The sequence below is a fragment of the Novosphingobium sp. KA1 genome (assembly GCF_017309955.1).
GTDB lineage: Bacteria > Pseudomonadota > Alphaproteobacteria > Sphingomonadales > Sphingomonadaceae > Novosphingobium.
Map to the genome: position 1 here is coordinate 1,492,258 of NZ_CP021248.1, position 18,040 is coordinate 1,510,297.

Sequence of the window (18,040 nt, forward strand, 5' to 3'; positions counted from 1 at the left end):
TCCTATCCTTGTTCAGGCCGGGACCGCGGCCTTGAACGCCGGCATCACCTTTTCCGCCATCAGCCGCAGCGTCTGATCGCCGTAGGCCAGCCGCTGCTCGGTCAGCGGCCCGGTGGTGGTGCCGCACAGCACGTTACCGATACCGAGTTCAGCATAAGGCGTGAGGTGCTCCAGCACCGTCTCCGGCGAACCATACAGGCACCAGGTACCGATCCAGTCGTCGGTCAGGGCATTGGGCGTCCTGTCGGTCTTCCTGTTGGCATCGTCGCTTTCGGCGCGCGCGTTGAATTCGGCTTCACGCTCGATGGCATCCTGATAGCTGCGCAGGATCACTTCCAGTTCCTCACGCGCCTGATCGTCGCTTTCAGCCACGTGGACGACCTGATAGGTGTGCGTCGTCCAGTCGAGCGCGGATTTCACCACGTCCTCGCTGTGCCCGGCTTCCAGCAGGAAACCCTTGTAGATGTCAAACCACTTCTTGACGTGGGTGAACGGCTCGGTCCCGCCGATCGTTGGCGGAGTGAAGGCGGGAATGAACGCCGGCCAGCCGTTTTCGGCCGCGCGGCGCGAACTGGCTTCCTTCATCGCTACCGGCATCAGCCGCGCATGGCCCGGCGTGAACGGCGACGGCGTGATCCGCTGGAGAACACGCCCCTTGTAGGGGCCGTTGTCGATGACGACGGCAGGATCTTCCATCTGCTTGGCCCAGAGCTGTTCGACCAGCGCCAGGTTGTTGTCAGAGATGCGGCCGGCATCCTTGTAGTCGACCGCGAAACCGATCATTTCTTCCGGCGTCGTGCCTGAACCGACGCCGACCAGCAGCTTCCCGTCGGTCAATTGGTCGAGAATATTAATTCGCTCGGCAAGCCGCACCGGGTGGTGGAGCGGCACCGAAACGACCGAAAAACCGAAATGCATCTTGGGCATCTGCGCGGCAAGGTAGCCGGCAAAGATGAAGCTGTCGCTCGCCACCGGCATGTACCCGTTGAAGTGGTGATCCGGCAGGAAAATGGCGTCGTAATCGAGATCCGCGGCCAACTTCGCATGGGCCTCCAGATCCTTCATCAGCTTCCGGTCCTGATCCGGACCGAGCGAACGCGCATTCAGAAATACGGAAAAACGCATCTTCTCCCCTCCCTTGGGGCATCGCCGCCGCCGCGATGGCGTACGGTCTCATGTGAAACAAGATCGAATTAGAATTGACGTTCGCATTTCGATAGGCTGTTTGTTGCTGTCATGTCAACACGCCCAAAACCCAAGACCGCCAAAAAAGAACTGGCGGTCGACACCGTCAGCCGCACACCGCAGCAAGGACGCAGCAAGGCCTCGCTCGAACGCATGGTTTCCGCTGCGGAAAAGCTGATGCTTGAGCGTGGCAGCGAGGAATTCACCCTCCAGGAGGTAAGCCAGACCGGCAATGTCTCGATCGGCTCGATCTACCTGCGGTTCGAAAGCAAGGAGAACCTTGTCCGCGCGGTCATCGGCAACCACTTGCAGCGCATGGAAGAGCGTGAAAACGCGATGATGGAGCGCGTGCGCGAGCAATCATCTTCACTGGCGACGGTCGTGCCTGCATTCGTTGAAAACTATGCCGAACTGCTGCGTGAAGAGGCCCCGCTGCTGCGCCAGAGCATGGCCCGCGCCGCCTTCGACCCCCTGGTTGCCGGACCTGGCAGGGAGAGCGCCAATCGTGCCGCTGCGCTGGGCATCAACGCGATGCTGGAATATCGTGACCAGTTCGGAGGCTCCGATCAGGAGCGCAAGGCCAACGCCGCATACCAGATCATCTTCGCCACCCTTGCCCGGCAGTTGAGCCTCGGTTCAACCGGCGAATCGGTTCATCCTCAGGACTGGAAGGAACTCAAGATAGAGCTCGGCCGAATGTGCCTGGCCTACCTCACCACAAATCTTTGAGGCAGCACCCGAACGACCATCGGGGAATGTGCGAACCATGAATTTCGCAGCGCCGGCTACGAACGAAGCCCTTGGAGCAGTTGATCCGATGTAATCGAACCGACTGCTCCAAGGGCCTTGGTTTTCCGCATTCTCCGATTCATCAGACAATGCGGATCTGTCGCAAGCTAGGTCGTAAACTCATAAACAGCACCATCGAGGTTTGAGGCAAAATGGCTCAGCGGCAGGAGGGAAGGCGCTGGAATATGTCGATATTTCAAGACTTCCCGACGCCGCGCTGGGCCATTTTGGTCAAACCCCGGAGGGGCGCCCAAATGGCTTCCATCTGGAACCGAATCTGCCTTGGACGGGCAACCAGCCCGCCCGGCGGCAACTTCGGCCCGAGCTGTTCGCCATTTGGGCGCCTCGATGGTGCCGTTTATGAGTTTACGACCTAGAACAACCCGTCGTCGAAGTCGTCATCGTCCCCGTCGACAGTGGCCGTCAGTTCCTCCGTTTCGCTACCAGGAAGGTAGCGGCGATGGACTTCGCGTTCGCGGGCCATCGTGTAGCGCGCGCCGATCGTGCCCAGCAGCGCCTCCAACATGACCTGGCCCTCCTCAGGGATGTCCTCGCTCTTGCTGCCGAGAATCGCCATCCGGTCCGCGATCTCAATGAGCGCCGTTCCCACCTCGGCCTCGCAGTCGACCTTACCGGTCGTCTCCGCGATGATCTCCGTTACCGCGTGGGCGCCCTGATCGAGCGCGGTGAGGCCTGACTGCATGCGTTCACCGCCGTCACGGATGCAGCCGAGCGATTCCGACAGCGCGACCCCGGCGTCAGCTGGGGCCTCGTGCTCGGCACCGCGCATGACCACTGCCGCCAGTTCCAGCGCCTCGAACGATTGGGCGATACCGCTGGCGATCGACCCCAGGGTGGCGGCGAACCCACGGATTTCCTGCGCCACGACGGCAAGACCGCGACCGTCCACACCCAGCCTGTAGCACCTGAGATCGGTGTTCCACGCCATCTGCTGCACGTCGCGGGTAATCCGGTGCACGGTAGCCAGACGCTGGGCGAGATGCTCCGCGGTAGTCGAGGCTACATGACTGAGCCGGGTCGAGCGCGCGTCGGCTTCACTCAACCGTTCGGTGACGCTGGCGACTTCCTCCACGCTCTGTTCCAGCTTGCGCAGGAACACCCCATCGTCCGCTCCGCCCCCGGTCTCTTCGCCAGCCGCGCGCAAGTCGAGCAAGCTCGCCGCCTGCGGCCCGAGACCGCGCAGACTGCTGGCGAGCAGACGGGATTCGCCCTGGAACGCTTCCAGCGTATCGGCCGCCTGCGCCGCCAGAAGGGCCACTGCGTGGCCGCTCACCACTTCGGCGGTCGCGACGGGAAGCCCTGCGGGCTCGCCCAGGAACAGCTCGATGTCGTTGAGGCCGTCGGCCACGTGTTCAAGCCGCTGGCGGGTGATGTCACCGATCTGCAGGGCACCGAGCGCAGTGCCTACCTGGTTGCGAATCTGGCGAGCGACATCGGCGATCCTGAGCGCGCGCTCCGCAAGCGCCGACTGGTGCTGCTGAAGCCCGGCGGCATCGTCGGCCAGACGCTGCGGGATATGAGGAATGACCCGCGCACATTCAGCCCCGAGCTGCGCCTCGACCTCGTACATGCCGGGCACGGCTTCGGTAAGGCATCCGATCTCGCGCGAGATGCTGGCCATTTCCGCCTCGCCGAGATCGATCTTGTCGAACATCATGTCGGCAAAGCCCGAGAAGTCGCCGGAACCCGCCGCCGCCACCTTGATGTTGAGGCCGCAGATGCGCAGGAAGCTCAGCGTGCGGTTGACCTGCTCGATCTGCGCCGCCAGCGCCGCGCCGGCCTTTTCGATGGCGACAAGCGCACCGCGACGGTCGGACTGAATCTCCGGGAGACGCATCAACCGGTCGGCGGTGCTGCGCATATTGCCCACAGCCGCCTCGGCCTCATCGCGCTGGAAGGCGTTGGTGACGCTTTCCAGCGCGCCGATCAGGGTCTCGACGATTTCATAGGCCCGCGCCAGCGCGGTGCCGGCCTCCACGAAGCGTGCGTCCAGTCCACTGGCGATCGCGAACAGCCCGTCGCGCAGTTCGGCCAGCGACAGCGGGGCCTGGGCGGCATCCTCAGAGAGCGTGGCGAGATACAAGACATCCTCCGAACCGGACGACGCCGGGCTTTGCAAATGGATCGTGGTGAAGCGGCAAAAACGGCACTCGCGGCGCCGATGGGACGCAAAGGCGGCGAATCATCGCGCGGTCGCCGTCATGACTTCGCGGGCGATGGCGCCGAGCGGGATAACCCGGTCGGCAGCGCCGCGGGCGATGGCTTCCTTGGGCATGCCAAAAACGATCGATGTCGCCTCGTCCTGCGCAAAGGTGCGCGCCCCCGCCTGCTTCATTTCGAGCAGGCCGCGCGCGCCGTCGTCACCCATGCCGGTCATGATGACGCCCACCGCGTTGGACCCGGCCGAGCGCGCCGCCGAGCGGAACAGCACGTCGACCGAAGGCCGGTGCCGCGAAACCAGCGGCCCGTCGCGGACCGAAACATGATACCGCGCGCCCTGCCGTTCCAGCATCAGGTGCTTGCCGCCCGGCGCGATCAGCACGTGGCCGCGCAGCACCGGATCGCCGTCGGCAGCCTCCTTGACGCCGACTTCGCATAGCCCATCGAGGCGCCTCGCAAAGGCCCGCGTGAAATTCTCGGGCATATGCTGCACGACAACTACGCCCGGGGCATTGGCGGGTAGCGCCTCCAGAACCTCCCGCAGCGCCTCGGTACCGCCGGTGGACGCGCCGAGACAGACCACCATTTCGGTGGTTCGGCTCATCGCCCGCCCGCTCGGCGGTGGCAGCACGGCATCGGCTGTGAGCTTCTTCGCCGGCCCGTCCGGCTGCGCCTCGCGCCCGCCGTCACGTTGAGCGGGGCGGCCGCGCACGCGGGCCCGCGAGGCGCCTTTCACGACATCGCGGATCTGGAGATGATGCTCGGCGAGATGGTCGGCCACACCGATGCGCGGCTTGAGGATAACATCGACCGCGCCCGCCTCCATCGCCTGCAGCAGCGTTTCCGAGCCCTCTTCGGTGAGCGAGGAACACATCACCACCGGCACCGGGCACTGCGCCATCAGCTTGCGCAAGAACGTGATGCCGTCCATGCGCGGCATCTCGACGTCGAGGGTGATGACGTCGGGCACTTCCTCCTGGATCCGGCGCGCGGCGCTGAAAGGATCGGGCGCCGCGCCGATCACCTCGATCTCGGGGTCTTCCTGGAGGATCGCCGTCATCGTCTGGCGCACGCTGGCGGAATCGTCGATGACGAGCACGCGGATCTTCTGGCCCAGCGGCATGGGATCAGGCCTTCCGGAACACGGTATTGGCGACCTGGGTCAGCGGCAATCCGTGGCCGGTGATCGATTCCGAATGCCCCAGGAACAAGTATCCGCCCGGCTTCAGGCAATCGACGAGGCGCGAGACGACCTGGCGCTGGGTCGGTTTGTCGAAATAGATGAGGACATTGCGGCAGAACACCAGATGCATCGGCTCGCCCACCGGGTAATGGGGCTCCATGAGGTTGAGGCGCGCAAAACCGATCGCGCTGCGCAGCTGCGGCACCATGCGCACATCGCGCCGCACCGGATCGCGCGAGGTCATGATGTAGCGGCGGCGCAAGTGCTCGGGCACGGGCTCGACCAGTTCACGCGGATAGATTCCGCTGCGCGCGGTTTCCAGCACGTCGGTATCGAGATCGGTGGCGAGGATGCCGTAGGCCGGACCGCCATGGCTTTCGGCGTGGTCGTCGAGCACCATGGCCATGGTATAGGGCTCCGGCCCGGTCGAGCAGGCTGCGCTCCACGCACGGATGGTCCTGACCCCGCGCGCGGCGAGTTCGGGCAGGATCACCGCGCTCAGATATTCGAAATGGCCCGGTTCACGGAAGAAGTCGGTCTTGTTGGTGGTCACCGCGTTGATCAGTGCCGAGCCTTCTTCGGCCAGATTGTCCTGCGCGAACAGGTAGTCGCAATAAGCGTCGAGCGTCGCGGCACCAGCCGCGCGCTGGCGCCGCCGCAGCCGCCCTTCCAGCATCGTCTGCTTGCTTTCGGGCATCTTGATGCCCGAATATTCGTAGATATAGGCCGCCAGCCGCGCGAAGTTGCGCGAACTCAACCGGTCGCCCGCGACGGGTGAACCGGATGCACCGCTGCGGGCAGCAGGCGGCGAGGAAGCGAGGGGCGCGGCGGCAGGCATGGCTCAGGCCGCCGCGGCAGCGCAGGAGGACAGCTGCGCCACCTCCTGCGAGGAAAAGATCCGCGCCATGTCGACCAGCACGGTGAAGCCTTCGTCGCGCTTCACCACGCCGCCGATGTAGTCCGACGACCAGCGCACACCGACATCGGGGGCCCCGCCGATCTGGTCGGCGCGGAAGCTGGTGACCTCGATCACCCGGTCGACCACCAGCCCGAGCACCAGCACGCGGTCCTCAAGCGGAATGTCGATCACCAGGATACGGGTGGCCGGCGTCGGCGCGACCGGCGACAGGCCGAGGCGCAGCCGCAAGTCGATGGTGGTCACCCCTTCGCCGCGCATGTCGGTGAGCCCGAGCAGGTAATCCGGGCCGCCCGGGATGCGGAAGGTCTCGCGGTAGTCGAGTATCTCGCGCACCAGCGTGACCGGCACCGCGAAGACTTCCGCCCCCAGGCCGAACGTCACGGCCTGGATTTCCTGCGTGTCGTTCATGCGTTGTGCATCCCGAAAGCGTCGTCGCGGTCATCGGCCCCGCCCATCGCGAGATCGAGTGCAAAACCGTTGGAGCGGGCATGGCCATTGACCGGAGCCGGACGCTTGGCGCCCGTGCTTACGGAAGCCTTGATCGCGCCCTTGACCGCCGGCTTGCGAGCCGGGGCACCGCCGCGCGCCGCGACAGCCGGGCGGCCGGAAGCCTTGATCGCGACATCATCGACCCGGAAGTAGGCCATGCTGGCTTGCAGTTCCTCGGCCTGCGCGGCCAGTTCCTCGGAGGTCGACGAGATCTGTTCGGAAGCGCTGGCGTTCTGCTGGGTCACCTGGTCAAGCTGTTGGATCGCCTGGTTGATCTGACCGGCACCGATGTCCTGCTCACGGCAGGCGGCACTGATTTCCGAGATCAGTTCGGCAGTCCGGCGGATGTCGGGCACCAGTTTGGAAAGCATCTCGCCCGCCTCGGTCGCCGCATCGACGGTATTGGCCGAAACCGCGCTGATTTCCGCAGCGGCACCCTGGCTACGCTCGGCGAGCTTGCGCACTTCCGAGGCGACCACCGCGAAACCGCGGCCATGTTCGCCCGCGCGCGCAGCCTCGACGGCGGCGTTGAGGGCCAAGAGGTCGGTCTGGCGGGCGATTTCCTGGACGATGCCGATCTTCTCGGCGATCGTGCGCATCGCGCCAACCGCGCGGTCGACCGCGATGCCGCTGGCTTCGGCGTCCTGCGCCGACTGGCGCGCGATCTTCTCGGTCTGCGCGGCGTTCTCGGCGTTCTGCTTGATGTTGGCCGACATCTCTTCCATCGAGGCCGAGGCCTGCTCGGCGGCCGCGGCCTGTTCGGTGGCGCCCTGCGAGACCTGTTCGGACGTCGAGGACAGTTCCTGGCTGCCGCTGGCGACATTGTTGGCGGCCACGCTGGCATCGCCGACGACGCCGCGCAGGCGGTCGATCATGCGCACCAGTGCATGGCCCAGCGTGTCTTCATCGGACAGCGGCTTGTGGCTGACGGTGAGGTCGCCGTCGGCGATCTTGTCGGCCAGACCGGCGCTCACGCGCAAGTTGGCGGTCATGCGATTGACGGTATCGACCAGATCCTTGATCTCGTCGTTCGAGGTTACTTCGACGTCCTTGTCGAGATCACCGATGGCCACCGCGTCGATCACCGTGGCGACACGGGCAAGGCCGCGCGAAACGATCAGCGAGATCCAGACACCACCTGCCAGCGCGCCGAGAATGGCGATCGCGGCCACGGTCAGCAGCGTCGCGCGGGCGGAGGCATAAAGCGCGTTGGTGTCCTGATCGACCTGCTTCATGTCGGCGCGGGCACGCTCGACCAGGAGGTCAGCCTGCTTGTTCACCTTGTCGAGCACGACCCGTGCCGGGCCGAGGGCAAGCCTTGCTGCTTCCTCGTTGCTATTCGCCCGCGCAAGATCGCGAATGCGCGTATCGACCGGCTTGAAACTGTCGAGCGCGGAGCGCATCTCACGCCAGGCCTGCACGGACGCAGGAGGGGCATCCGCCTCGCCTTCTTCGTTAAGGCGGTCGAGTTCGGTCAGGGCACGCACGACCTTTTCGTCGAATTCCTTAACCTGGACCGGATCGTTGGTCATCGTCATGCTGCGTTCGTTGCGCGCTGCCGTGCCGAATGCCACCTGAACCTGCTGCGCGCGCTCGAGCCGGGCCGCGGGGCCCGCGATCAGGTCGGTGATCGCGGTATTGAGCGTGCTGAGACGCGAGACACTGACGCCGACGAGCACCGCCAGCAGGATGAGGATGATGCCGAAGGTGACGGCAAGCTTCATTTTTATCGTTGCGCGCATGCGAGTTGGAACCTTGGAAACCCTGCTTCGAGGGTAATTGCCGAAAAATCAGTGCAGATCAGGCCGCGTGGCTGCTGAAGGCCTCGTCCTCGCTGTCCGGACCACCGGTCGAGAGATCGAGGGCAAAACCTCGGGCGCGGGCCTGCTGGTCGGAAACCGACAGCGCACGGGCGGGGCGGGAGGACGCCGGCTTGCGAACGATGCCCCCGGTCGGGCGGACCGGCTGGAACCCGGCCCTGGGCTGGCCCTGCGGACGGGTAGTGGTACGCCCTCCCTGCCCGGAAACCTGGAAATAGGCGATCGAGGCCTGCAGCTCTTCCGCCTGGGCGGCAAGCTCTTCCGAGGTCGTCGAGATCTGCTCGGAGGCCCCGGCGTTCTGCTGGGTCACCTGGTCGAGCTGCTGGATCGCCTCGTTGATCTGCGCGGCACCGATGTCCTGTTCGCGGCAGGCGGAACTGATCTCGGACACCAACTCGGCGGTGCGGCGGATGTCCGGGACCAGCTTGGTGAGCATCTCGCCCGCCTCGGCGGCGGCCTCGACCGTCTCGCCCGACACCGAGCTGATTTCTGCGGCGGCCTGCTGGCTGCGCTCGGCCAGCTTGCGCACTTCCGAGGCGACCACCGCGAAACCACGGCCATGTTCACCGGCGCGCGCGGCCTCGACGGCGGCGTTGAGTGCCAGGAGGTCGGTCTGGCGGGCGATTTCCTGGACGATGCCGATCTTCTCGGCAATCGTGCGCATGGCGCCGACCGCGCGGTTGACGGCAACCCCGCTGGCTTCTGCATCCCTGGACGACTGGCGCGCGATCTTCTCGGTCTGCGCCGCGTTGTCGGCGTTCTGCTTGATGTTGGCGGCCATCTCTTCCATCGAGGCCGAGGCCTGTTCGGCAGCAGCGGCCTGTTCCGTGGCCCCTTGCGAGACCTGTTCGGAATTGGCCGACAGCTCCTGACTACCGTTCGAGACGTTCTCAGCCGCCACCGTGGCATCGCCGACAACGCCGCGCAGCCGCTCGATCATCATGTTCACATGGCCCAGCAGATCGCCGATCTCATCGTTCGAGCGGACCTCGACCGTGCGCGTCAGATCCCCTTCGGAAACCTGGCGCATGGCATCGCCGGCAGCGTTCAGCCCGCGCGAGATCAACAACGCCAGATAGCCGGCTGCCATCGCCGTCAGCGCAAAGGCCGCCACGCCGATCGCGATCATCAGCGAGCGCGCCGCGCCGTATGTGACTTCGGTATCGTCATCCGCCCGGGCCATGGCCTGCTGTTCGGCCTGGATCAGCGCTTCCACCGTCTTGCTCGCCACCTTGGCGCGCTCGCGCGATTCGCCCAGGGTAAGGGCGACGGCGGCGGCCTTGTCGGACTTGCTGAGTTCGGCAACCTGGGCATTGACCGGCTTGAAGGCGTCCCACTGTTCGCGCAGCTGCGCCCAGGCAGCCTTGCTTTCGGGCGAGGCGTTGTTTCCGCCATCCAGGACTTCTTGCTCAACCTTCTCGCGCCAGGTGACGATCTGCCCTTCGAGGTCGCGGCGCGCCGCAGCGTCGTCGACCAAGGTCAAGTTCTTCTCGGCGCGGATCATCATGCTGATGCCGCCATCGACGGCCCGCGCCCGGTCGAGCTGCTTGGCTGGTCCGGCGACAAGCTCGCCGATGGCATCGTTGAGCGTGGTCAGGCGGGAAATCCCGACAACGATGGTGGCGGTCATGAGGATCAGGAGGAGCACGAAGGTCCCCCCGAGCTTCAGCTTGATGGTTGCGCGCATGGAACCCCCGGCTTCAGTGAAGAGTGGATGACGGGCTGACGGCGGCCTCGGCGGCGACGGTCAGGGAACGGAAAATCGCGGCGAGATCCGGCAGCACGACCACGCCGTCGCCGCGGCGCACCAGTTCGCGCACGAAATCGCGGCGCCAGCGCATGCCGACGGCGGGCGGCTCCTCGCTGGCATCGCGGCTGAGGGTCGCTACTTCGTGTACCTTGTCGGTGCGGATGCCGATCTGGAAGGTCTCTCCCTCGGTCTCGGTCTCGATCACCACGATGCGGCTGTCGAGCGTGGCCTCGGCCGCAGGCATCGCGAACGCGAGCCGCAAGTCGGCGATCGGGATGATCTTGCCGCGGAAGTTGACCACGCTGCCCAGCAAGGGCGCGGCACCCGGGACCCGGGTTTCCGGCAGGAGGTCAAGGATTTCGCGAACCAGCGTGGCCTCCAGCGCGAAGGTCTCCTCGCCGAGGTTGAAGGTCAGCACTTCAAGATGGCCGTCGGCATCCCAATGCGTGGCGGACTGGGCAGGATTTGCTTGAGGCATCGTTATCCGGCGGCGCGCAGCCGCTCCTCCTGGTGCTGGCCGAGGGTGACGAGCTGGACGACATCGAGGATCAGCGCGACGCCGCCGTCGCCGAGGATCGTCGCCCCGGCAAAGGTCGCGACGTCGCGGTGCAGCGGCGACATCGACTTGATGACCGTCTGGTGGCTGCCGATGATCTGGTCGACCACCAGCCCCACCCGCTCGGCGCCGGTGGCAATGACGACGATCTTCTGGTGCGGATCGGGCCGCGTGCCGGTATCGAAGATCTCGCGCAGGCGCAGGAACGGCACCAGCCGGTCGCGCAAGGTGATGAAGCTGCGCCCGCGTGAGCGCAGGTCTTCCTCGAGGCTGAGTTCGAGGCATTCCTCGACCGCACCGAGCGGGATCACGTAGCGCCCCTCGCCTACGCGCACGAGCAGACCGTCGATGATCGCCAGCGTCAGCGGGATCCGCAGCACGACGGTTGAGCCCTCGCCCGGCTTCGAGGTGACGTCGATGGTGCCGCGCAGGCTCTCGATCGTGCGCTTCACCACGTCCATGCCGACCCCGCGCCCGGAAAGGTTGGTCACCTGCGCGGCGGTGGAGAAACCGGGATGGAAGATCATCTGCAGCAGGTCGTGGTCGGAAATCGCCTGGTCGGGCTGGATCAGCCCTTGCGCCTCGGCCTTGGCGCGGACCCGCTCGCGGTCGATGCCGCGCCCGTCGTCGCGGATGGTGATGAGCACCTCGCCGCCTGCCTGATGCGCGGAGAGATGGACCTGGCCTGCAGCCGGCTTGCCCGCGGCAAGGCGGTCCTGCGGCGTTTCGAGACCGTGATCGCAGGCATTGCGGATGAGATGCACCATCGGATCGGCGAGCCGCTCGATCATCGTCTTGTCGACCTCGGTGGTCTCGCCCTCGGTCGACAGCGCGATGGTCTTGCCGGTCTCGCGCGCAAGGTCGTGAACGAGACGGCGGAAACGGCTGAACAGGCTGGCGACCGGCACCATGCGCAGCACCATCATGGTATCGCGCAGTTCGCCTGCAAGCCGCTCGATTTCCTCGGAAATCGAGCGCAGCGCCAGCTCGTTTCCGGAGGCCGAAGCCTGCCCGCTTGCGAGCTGCGACAGGCGGCTCTGGACAATCACCAACTCGCCCACCCGGTCCATCAGCTCGTCGAGGCGTTCGGCTGGCACGCGCACGCTTTCACCGGACTTTGGCGCAGCACTCGGCGTAGCAGCGGGGGACTTTCCAGGGGCTGCGGAATCGGTCGCGGCCAAGACAGGAGGGGCGATATCCTGAACGGCAGCCGAGCCATCGGCACCGGCGACGGGAGCCGCGCCCGGACCGTCGTCCGCCGCAGCTTCCAGCGGTGTCACGGAAAGCTCCATGTCGTCCATCACGAAGATAAACACATCGTCGATGTCCGCGCGCGAGATGTCCCCGCGCAGCTCGACGTCCCAGCCTATATGGCATTCGGTCGGCACCAGGTCGGCAAGCGGCGGCACCTTGTCGGTGCGCGCGACGATGCGGCATTCGCCAAGCTCGCGCAGCTCGTCGAGCAGCATCAGCGGATTGGTGCCGTTGGCCATGGCATCGGCGGGGAGGCGGAACGACAGGCGCCAGCCACTACCAGAACCCGCAGCCGCCATCGGCACAGCCGGAACCGCCCCGGCGGACTCCGTTGCCAGCGGCGCATCCGACACGCCATCGATGGCGGCCTGAAGCTCAGCAAGGATGGCCGCGCCGGTAGCTTCAAGACCGCTGCCGTCGCCGTCGATCAGCGCACGCATGTGGTCGCGCGCGGAAAGGATAACCGCCACCAGTTCCTGCGTCGCCGGGGCCAGCCCCTTGCGCACGCGGTCGAACGCGGTCTCGCAGTGGTGGGTGAACTCGGCCAGCGCATCGAACCCGAACATCGCACCCGAGCCCTTGAGCGTGTGCAGCCCGCGGAACACTTCGTCGACAAGGTCCCGGTCGTCGAGCCGGTGGCCGAGATCGAGCAGGCCCTGCTCGATCTGGTCAAGCAGTTCGCCCGCCTCGATGCGGAAAGCTGCGACCGGGTCCTGCGAACTCACCGGCCCAGCACCTTGCGCGAAACCTTGATGAGCTGTTCGGGCACGAAGGGCTTGACCAGCCAGCCGGTGGCGCCCGCCGCCTTGGCCTGCTGCTTCATGGCATCGTCGCTTTCGGTGGTGAGGAAGATGATCGGCACGCCCGCCTGCTCCGGCGCCTTGCGCAGTTCGCGGATCATCGTCAGCCCATCCATGTTCGGCATGTTGAGGTCGGTGATGATGAGATCGAACTTCTTCGCGGCGGCCGTGCTCAGCCCCTCCACGCCGTCGCCCGCCTCGGTGACGTCATAGCCCGCGCCGGTCAGCGCGATGCGGATCGCCATGCGCAGACTGGGGGAATCGTCGACGGTAAGGATAGCGGCAGTCATTGCGGAAGGTCTCCGTGAAACCAGAAATCGATGTCCTGGGGGGTGGGCTCGGCAAGGAATCCCGCGCGCCGAAGCAAGGCGACGACCGGCTCGGTAACGGGTGCGACGAGGCGCAATTCCCGTCCGGCCCGGGCCCATTGCTCACGCGCGGCGTAGAGGATCTCGACAAAGGCAAGATCGGCCTCAACGACGGCGGATACGTCGAGAACGGCGTCTTCGCCATTTTCAAAGCCGGCAAGAATTGCCTGCACGAATTCATGCGCACTGCGCACGGTTACGGAAGATGGTACAGTTATGGCCTGTTGCATCGCTTCCACTGGACATGAAAGATGAGTGCGAACGTGTCGGAACGCGGGGATGTGTGTTTTTTAGAAAGAAATTCCGACCTCACCGCACGGCGATGAACATTTTTTAGCATTGAGCCAACTTCGGGAAACGAAAGGCTGGCCCCGATCCGCGGCGGCACGCGTCTGGTTCCCGCAAGCCGCCATCGGGCGCCTCGCGAAGCATGGCTTTCAGGGTAAACGAGGATGATGCCGGCGCATCAGTCCCCGGGAACGTTCAGGTGCGGTACCGCAGCGCGTCGATCAGGAGCGCAAAGGCAGGCTTCGGCTGCCTGCGGCTGGGGTAATAGAGGTGGTAACCTGGGAACGGGTCGCACCATTCGTCCAGCACGCGCTCCAGCCTTCCCTCGGCAATGTGCTGTGCCACATAGTCCTCGGGCACGAAGGCGAGCCCGAACCCGTCGATCGCGGCATCGATGATGACTTCGACATTGTTCGAGGTGAATTGCCCCTCCACCCGCACGTTGAGTTCGCGGCCGCCCTTCTCCAGTTCCCAGGCATACAATCCGCCAGCGGTCGTCAGGCGCAAGTTGATGCAGCGATGCGCGGCAAGATCCTGCGGTGCATGCGGGATGCCATGGCCGCGCAAATAGCCGGGCGCGGCCACGGCGGCCATGCGCAGTTCGGGGCCGATCGGCACCGCGATCATGTCCCGTGCGACCTGTTCGCCAAGGCGTACGCCAGCGTCGAACTTGTCCGCCACAATGTCGCGCAGCCCGGAATCCACACTCAGTTCGATTTCCACCTCCGGATAGTCCTGCATGAGCCGAGCGACGACCGGCCAGAGCACGGTGCGGGTGGCATGGAGCGGCGCAGTGATGCGGATCAGGCCCGCCGGTTTCTCACGCAGTTCGCCCAGCATATCGAGATGATCCTCGATCTGCGCAAAAGCCGGGATGAGGCCGCCCAGCAGCCGTTCGCCGACATCCGTGGGCGAGACACTGCGCGTCGTGCGCGAAAGCAGGCGCACGCCGAGCCGTGCCTCCAGCCGGCGGATCTTGTGGCTCAGCGCGGATTGCGAGATCCCCATCTTGGCCGCCGCGCGGGTGAAGCTGCGCTCCTCCGCAATGGCGATGAAGGCGTGAAGGTCGTTCAGTTCGTCGCGCTGCATTGATGACTCATGTTGATAGCCGCATGCATCAATGATGTACTAATCACACAGACGCGCGCAACCTATCTTCAGGTTCAGCCCAAAGCCCAGGCCCGAACAATGTTCAAAGCCACGAACTCGGCGGGCATGTAACCAGGAGTTATCCATGCAGAAGCGCAAACTCGGTAAGAGCGGCCTCGAAGTCTCGGCCATCGGCCTTGGATGTATGGGGCTGAGCTACGGCTACGGCCCACCGGTCTCGGAAAGCGACGGTATCGCGCTGATCCGCGTGGCCTTCGACCAGGGGGTGACGTTCTTCGACACCGCCGAAGCCTATGGCCCTTATGCCAACGAGGAACTGCTCGGCAAGGCGCTTGCCGACGTGCGCGACGAAGTGGTGATCGCCACCAAGTTCGGCTTTCCGGGGGCAAGCCGATGGACGGACTGGACAGCCGCCCCGAAACGATCCGCGCCATGACTGAAGCCTCGCTCCGCCGTCTCGGCACTGATCATATAGACCTGCTCTACCAGCACCGCGTCGATCCTGCCGTCCCGGTCGAGGAAGTTGCCGGCACTGTGCGCGACCTTATTGCCGAGGGCAAAGTGCGCCACTTCGGCATGTCCGAGGCAGGCGCGGAATCGCTGCGCCGTGCCCATGCAGTGCAACCGGTTGCCGCGCTGCAGAGCGAATACTCGCTGTGGTGGCGCGAGCCCGAGGCGGAGATCCTGCCGCTATGTGAGGAACTCGGTATCGGTTTTGTCCCGTTCAGTCCGCTCGGCAAGGGTTTCCTGACCGGCGCCATCACTGCCGAGACGACCTTCGGCGGCGACGACTTCCGCAATGTCGTGCCGCGTTTCGAAGAGGAGAACCGCAAGGCCAACGAAGCGCTCGTCTTCCGGCTCAAGGACATCGCCGAGGCACGCGGCGCCACCCCGGCGCAAATCGCAATTGCCTGGCTGCTCGCCGGCAAGCCGTGGATCGTGCCGATTCCGGGCACCACCAAGCGGCATCGCCTGACCGAAAACCTCGGCGCAGCCGCCATCACCCTCTCCCCTGCGGACCTTGCCGAAATCGAGGAAGCGCTCGCCGCCTTCCCGGCGCAAGGTGCGCGCTATCCCGCCTCGATCGCCGGCCGCGTCGGCCGCTGATCCAGACGTCCGAAGGACATCCTCGTATGAAACTCATCCGCAACGGTAGTCAGCCCTCGATCAAGGGGCCCGCCGACTGGTTCACCGGCAACGTGCGCATCGATTCCCCGTTCCAAGGCGAGCCCCCCGCGCGCGCCGGCGGCGCCATCGTAACCTTCGAGCCCGGCGCTCGCACCGCCTGGCACACCCACCCGCTTGGCCAGACGCTGATCGTCACATCGGGCTGCGGCTGGACCCAGTGCGAAGGCGAAGCCATCGTCGAGATTCGCGCCGGTGACGTGATCTGGTGCCCGCCCGGCCACAGGCACTGGCACGGCGCCACGCCGACTACCGCCATGACCCACGTCGCCATTGCCGAGATGCTCGACGGACGTGCCGTCGACTGGCTGGAACAGGTCAGCGATGACGACTATCTGGCCGGACCGCCGACGGGCTGACCGCCCAGGTTCCTAATCTGGCGCTGAAGCAGGCGTTGCCGGTCAGGACCTGATCGGCAACGCCTGCTCGTCCTTGATCGTCTCCATAGAGATGTAGGCGGAAACGTCGTTCAGATCGAGCCGTGCGATCAGGCGCTTGTAGACCGCGTCGTAGTGCGCGACGTCCCTGACCACGACCTTGAGAAGATAGTCGAAGTTGCCCGCCAGCCGGTGGCATTCGAGCACTTCGGGAATACTCGCCACGGTCGCACGGAAACGCTCCAGCCAATCCCCGGAATGACGGGCGCGGATGATCACGTAAACGGTGCCGCGCAAGTCCAGCAGCGGCCGGTCGAGCACGGCGACGGTGCGACGGATGTAGCCATCGTCGCGCAGCCGGGCGATGCGCCGAGAACAGGCCGAGGGCGAAATGTTGACCCGTTCGGCAATGGCATGGACCGGCATGTCCGCATCGCTCTGGAGCATCTCGAGAATGCGATAGTCACGGTCGTCGAGCATGAGGACAGTCCACGGATTCATCACGGAATCCCACTCCAATGCACAATTAACGCACAAAAGTCAAAAATACCGCATCACACGGAAGCCAATTCGCCTATTTTGCGCAAACTTCGCACACATTTTCCACGCCAAGCGCACTAAAGTCAGCGCAGACGAGGAGTAGCGCGCATGGCACAGGACATCGGATACGCGGCGGAGCAGGACCACACTGTCCGGGAATGGCAGACACAGGCCATCGCCCACCTGCGCGCCGAGCAGGCGAGCGCACCCGAAACACCGCTAATCGAGTTGCCGCTCACCGATGCACCGGGTATCCGCCTGTTTCTCAAGGATGAATCAGCCCATGCCAGCGGCAGCCTGAAGCACCGGCTGGCCCGCTCGCTGTTTCTCCACGCGCTCTGCAATGGCCGCATCAGCCCCGACACGCTGATCGTCGAGGCATCCTCGGGATCGACTGCGGTTTCTGCGGCGTGGTTCGCACGGCTGCTCGGCCTGCCCTTCCTCGCCGTCGTGCCCGCCTGCACCGCGCGCGAGAAGATCGTGCAGATCGAGGCGCTGGGCGGCACATGCCGGGAAGTGGACGATCCCCGCGCGATCCAGTCCGAAGCTGCCCGGATCGCCAGCGCGTGCGGGGGCTATCACCTCGACCAGTTCACCCTCGCCGAACGGGCCACCGACTACCGCGCCAGCGGCAACATCGCGCAGGCCATCTTTGCACAGATGGCCGAAGTGCCGGGCGGTCTGCCGCGCTGGATCGTCTGCGGCGCGGGCACCGGCGGTACCGCCACCACGCTTGGCCGCCACATCCGCTACATGGGCCATGCCGCCCACCTTGCCGTGGCCGATCCCGAGGCGTCGGTGTTCCATCGCCACTTCGCCGACCGTTCGGTCAGCCGCGTCGAAGGCGCGCTGTCCTGCGTCGAGGGGATCGGCCGCGCCTCGGTCGAACGCTCGTTCACGCCCGAAGTGATCGACCGCATGGTGGTAGTGCGCGATGGCGCCGGAATGGCCGCGGCCCATCATCTGAGCGCGCTGATGGGGCGCAGTTGCGGCCCCTCGACCGGCGTCAACCTTCACGCCTGCATGGAGATCGTTGCCGAGATGGCAGCACGCGGTGAAACCGGCAATCTGGTGACGATCCTATGCGATTCCGGCGAACGATACCGTTCGACCTGCCACGATCCGCAATGGTGCGAGGCGAGGGGCTTCACCCCTGCCGATGCCCATCCCGGGCTCGGCCACTTCCTGCCGCTGATGCCGGATCTTGCACGGCGGGCGGCCGCCTGACTTTTTCCGAAGCGAAAGC

Annotated in this window: 16 protein-coding genes and 1 pseudogene; 4 read left to right on the forward strand and 13 right to left on the reverse strand. The window is 65.4% G+C overall.

Annotation, left to right across the window (positions count from 1 at the left end; genetic code table 11):
- Nucleotides 1–12: 12 nt before the first annotated feature.
- The gene (locus tag CA833_RS24265; RefSeq protein WP_142638973.1) at nucleotides 13–1,125 is read right to left on the reverse strand and encodes an LLM class flavin-dependent oxidoreductase; all 1,113 of its coding nucleotides are present in this window, start codon (nucleotides 1,123–1,125) and stop codon (nucleotides 13–15) included.
- Between the two features lie 111 nt (nucleotides 1,126–1,236).
- On the opposite strand from CA833_RS24265, the gene CA833_RS24270 reads away from it, so the two are divergent.
- A complete protein-coding gene (locus tag CA833_RS24270) occupies nucleotides 1,237–1,914 on the forward strand; it encodes a TetR/AcrR family transcriptional regulator (protein WP_142638975.1) in 678 nt (225 codons plus the stop codon).
- A gap of 433 nt (nucleotides 1,915–2,347) precedes the next feature.
- On the opposite strand, the gene CA833_RS24275 is transcribed toward CA833_RS24270, so the two are convergent.
- The 11 genes from CA833_RS24275 to CA833_RS24325 all read right to left on the reverse strand — a co-directional run bounded on the left by CA833_RS24275 (nucleotide 2,348) and on the right by CA833_RS24325 (nucleotide 14,671).
- Entirely contained in the window at nucleotides 2,348–4,078 is a 1,731-nt protein-coding gene (locus CA833_RS24275) for a hypothetical protein (protein ID WP_242526482.1), read from the reverse strand.
- Between the two features lie 99 nt (nucleotides 4,079–4,177).
- Nucleotides 4,178–5,278 carry a chemotaxis response regulator protein-glutamate methylesterase gene (locus tag CA833_RS24280; RefSeq protein ID WP_207080499.1) on the reverse strand — a complete coding sequence of 367 codons (1,101 nt, stop codon included), beginning with the start codon at nucleotides 5,276–5,278 and terminating at the stop codon, nucleotides 4,178–4,180.
- Between the two features lie 4 nt (nucleotides 5,279–5,282).
- Nucleotides 5,283–6,095: a protein-glutamate O-methyltransferase CheR gene (locus CA833_RS24285; RefSeq protein WP_142639496.1), complete on the reverse strand. Its 813-nt coding sequence runs from the start codon at nucleotides 6,093–6,095 to the stop codon at nucleotides 5,283–5,285.
- 84 nt (nucleotides 6,096–6,179) lie between these two features.
- Nucleotides 6,180–6,665 carry a chemotaxis protein CheW gene (locus CA833_RS24290; RefSeq protein ID WP_207080500.1) on the reverse strand — a complete coding sequence of 162 codons (486 nt, stop codon included), beginning with the start codon at nucleotides 6,663–6,665 and terminating at the stop codon, nucleotides 6,180–6,182.
- Nucleotides 6,662–8,470: a methyl-accepting chemotaxis protein gene (locus tag CA833_RS24295; RefSeq protein WP_242526483.1), complete on the reverse strand. Its 1,809-nt coding sequence runs from the start codon at nucleotides 8,468–8,470 to the stop codon at nucleotides 6,662–6,664. Before CA833_RS24295 ends, CA833_RS24290 begins: the two co-directional genes overlap by 4 nt.
- A 76-nt stretch (nucleotides 8,471–8,546) precedes the next feature.
- A complete protein-coding gene (locus tag CA833_RS24300; RefSeq protein ID WP_142638983.1) occupies nucleotides 8,547–10,253 on the reverse strand; it encodes a methyl-accepting chemotaxis protein in 1,707 nt (568 codons plus the stop codon).
- Nucleotides 10,254–10,266: 13 nt separating this feature from the next.
- A complete protein-coding gene (locus CA833_RS24305; protein WP_207080501.1) occupies nucleotides 10,267–10,794 on the reverse strand; it encodes a chemotaxis protein CheW in 528 nt (175 codons plus the stop codon).
- A 2-nt stretch (nucleotides 10,795–10,796) separates the two neighbouring features.
- Nucleotides 10,797–12,851, reverse strand: a complete 2,055-nt coding sequence (locus tag CA833_RS24310; protein ID WP_207080502.1) for a chemotaxis protein CheA — start codon at nucleotides 12,849–12,851, stop codon at nucleotides 10,797–10,799.
- Nucleotides 12,848–13,216 carry a response regulator gene (locus CA833_RS24315; protein WP_207080503.1) on the reverse strand — a complete coding sequence of 123 codons (369 nt, stop codon included), beginning with the start codon at nucleotides 13,214–13,216 and terminating at the stop codon, nucleotides 12,848–12,850. The genes CA833_RS24310 and CA833_RS24315 overlap by 4 nt, the downstream gene beginning before the upstream one ends.
- A complete protein-coding gene (locus tag CA833_RS24320) occupies nucleotides 13,213–13,524 on the reverse strand; it encodes an STAS domain-containing protein (RefSeq protein WP_142638992.1) in 312 nt (103 codons plus the stop codon). Before CA833_RS24320 ends, CA833_RS24315 begins: the two co-directional genes overlap by 4 nt.
- A 253-nt stretch (nucleotides 13,525–13,777) precedes the next feature.
- Entirely contained in the window at nucleotides 13,778–14,671 is an 894-nt protein-coding gene (locus CA833_RS24325) for a LysR family transcriptional regulator (RefSeq protein ID WP_142638994.1), read from the reverse strand.
- A 145-nt stretch (nucleotides 14,672–14,816) separates the two neighbouring features.
- On the opposite strand from CA833_RS24325, the pseudogene CA833_RS24330 reads away from it, so the two are divergent.
- Both CA833_RS24330 and CA833_RS24335 read left to right on the forward strand, forming a co-directional pair.
- Nucleotides 14,817–15,799: pseudogene (locus tag CA833_RS24330) on the forward strand (aldo/keto reductase).
- 26 nt (nucleotides 15,800–15,825) lie between these two features.
- Nucleotides 15,826–16,236 carry a cupin domain-containing protein gene (locus CA833_RS24335; RefSeq protein ID WP_142638998.1) on the forward strand — a complete coding sequence of 137 codons (411 nt, stop codon included), beginning with the start codon at nucleotides 15,826–15,828 and terminating at the stop codon, nucleotides 16,234–16,236.
- A gap of 42 nt (nucleotides 16,237–16,278) precedes the next feature.
- Here the strand turns inward: CA833_RS24335 and CA833_RS24340 are convergent, their stop codons facing one another.
- A complete protein-coding gene (locus CA833_RS24340) occupies nucleotides 16,279–16,734 on the reverse strand; it encodes an Lrp/AsnC family transcriptional regulator (protein WP_207080504.1) in 456 nt (151 codons plus the stop codon).
- A 168-nt stretch (nucleotides 16,735–16,902) separates the two neighbouring features.
- On the opposite strand from CA833_RS24340, the gene CA833_RS24345 reads away from it, so the two are divergent.
- The gene (locus CA833_RS24345; protein ID WP_207080505.1) at nucleotides 16,903–18,021 is read left to right on the forward strand and encodes a PLP-dependent cysteine synthase family protein; all 1,119 of its coding nucleotides are present in this window, start codon (nucleotides 16,903–16,905) and stop codon (nucleotides 18,019–18,021) included.
- Nucleotides 18,022–18,040 lie beyond the last annotated feature (19 nt).

Bases quoted from the DNA above. Each gene is read 5' to 3' on its own strand.
- CA833_RS24265 (WP_142638973.1), bottom strand. From the start codon at position 1,125: ATGCGTTTTTCCGTATTTCTGAATGCGCGTTCGCTCGGTCCGGATCAG.
- CA833_RS24270 (WP_142638975.1), top strand. From the start codon at position 1,237: ATGTCAACACGCCCAAAACCCAAGACCGCCAAAAAAGAACTGGCGGTC.
- CA833_RS24280 (WP_207080499.1), bottom strand. From the start codon at position 5,278: ATGCCGCTGGGCCAGAAGATCCGCGTGCTCGTCATCGACGATTCCGCC.
- CA833_RS24290 (WP_207080500.1), bottom strand. From the start codon at position 6,665: ATGAACGACACGCAGGAAATCCAGGCCGTGACGTTCGGCCTGGGGGCG.
- CA833_RS24295 (WP_242526483.1), bottom strand. From the start codon at position 8,470: ATGAAGCTTGCCGTCACCTTCGGCATCATCCTCATCCTGCTGGCGGTG.
- CA833_RS24300 (WP_142638983.1), bottom strand. From the start codon at position 10,253: ATGCGCGCAACCATCAAGCTGAAGCTCGGGGGGACCTTCGTGCTCCTC.
- CA833_RS24305 (WP_207080501.1), bottom strand. From the start codon at position 10,794: ATGCCTCAAGCAAATCCTGCCCAGTCCGCCACGCATTGGGATGCCGAC.
- CA833_RS24315 (WP_207080503.1), bottom strand. From the start codon at position 13,216: ATGACTGCCGCTATCCTTACCGTCGACGATTCCCCCAGTCTGCGCATG.
- CA833_RS24320 (WP_142638992.1), bottom strand. From the start codon at position 13,524: ATGCAACAGGCCATAACTGTACCATCTTCCGTAACCGTGCGCAGTGCG.
- CA833_RS24325 (WP_142638994.1), bottom strand. From the start codon at position 14,671: ATGCAGCGCGACGAACTGAACGACCTTCACGCCTTCATCGCCATTGCG.
- CA833_RS24335 (WP_142638998.1), top strand. From the start codon at position 15,826: ATGAAACTCATCCGCAACGGTAGTCAGCCCTCGATCAAGGGGCCCGCC.
- CA833_RS24340 (WP_207080504.1), bottom strand. From the start codon at position 16,734: ATGCTCGACGACCGTGACTATCGCATTCTCGAGATGCTCCAGAGCGAT.
- CA833_RS24345 (WP_207080505.1), top strand. From the start codon at position 16,903: ATGGCACAGGACATCGGATACGCGGCGGAGCAGGACCACACTGTCCGG.